The following is a 467-nucleotide window of genomic DNA, read 5'->3' as shown; positions in this document are numbered from 1 at the left end:
AATGCATTGGTGAACTACTTCCTGAATAATATCATCCATACTGGTATCTTTAAGTCTTTGCGTTCTGAATTTTGCAAGCAAGCTTGCATCTGGCAGTTCTTCATCAGGATTTATGCCGACAAACCACATATAGGCCAAGTTGAGTGACACTTCTTCAATTACCCTGACATCGGATAAGTTGTACAAATATTGGAGAATCAGGAGTTTAGCCATCATTTCTGGTTCTTTTGCCGGGCGTCCTATTTTTTTGCTATATGAATCTTCAAGAAGTTTATTAACAAAGCTAAAGTCTACCGTTTTATTAATGACTTTCAGTATATGATTTTCCGGTATTTTATCGTATAGAACGGAATATAGGCTTAATTGTTTTGGTGTTGTCTTTAGCATTTAGATTCCCCGCATTACAATTTGATCTATTATTATTATATCGATATATTCGGGGGGTTTCAGACTTTTTCAGTGGTTTC

Annotated in this window: 1 protein-coding gene; it reads right to left on the bottom strand. The window is 35.5% G+C overall.

The genetic code is table 11. From position 1 onward, the window contains the following. A partial coding sequence (locus LUCIF_RS00170; RefSeq protein WP_133306295.1) for a transposase occupies positions 1-387 on the bottom strand: 387 nt, incomplete at its 3' end. Positions 388-467: the final 80 nt, after the last annotated feature.

The organism is Allolucifera butyrica, assembly GCF_900476375.1.
GTDB classification, from domain to species: domain Bacteria; phylum Bacillota; class Negativicutes; order Sporomusales; family UPPP01; genus Lucifera; species Lucifera butyrica.
The sequence above is the reverse complement of the archived record's forward strand: the minus strand, read 5'-3'. Positions and strand labels throughout refer to the sequence as shown.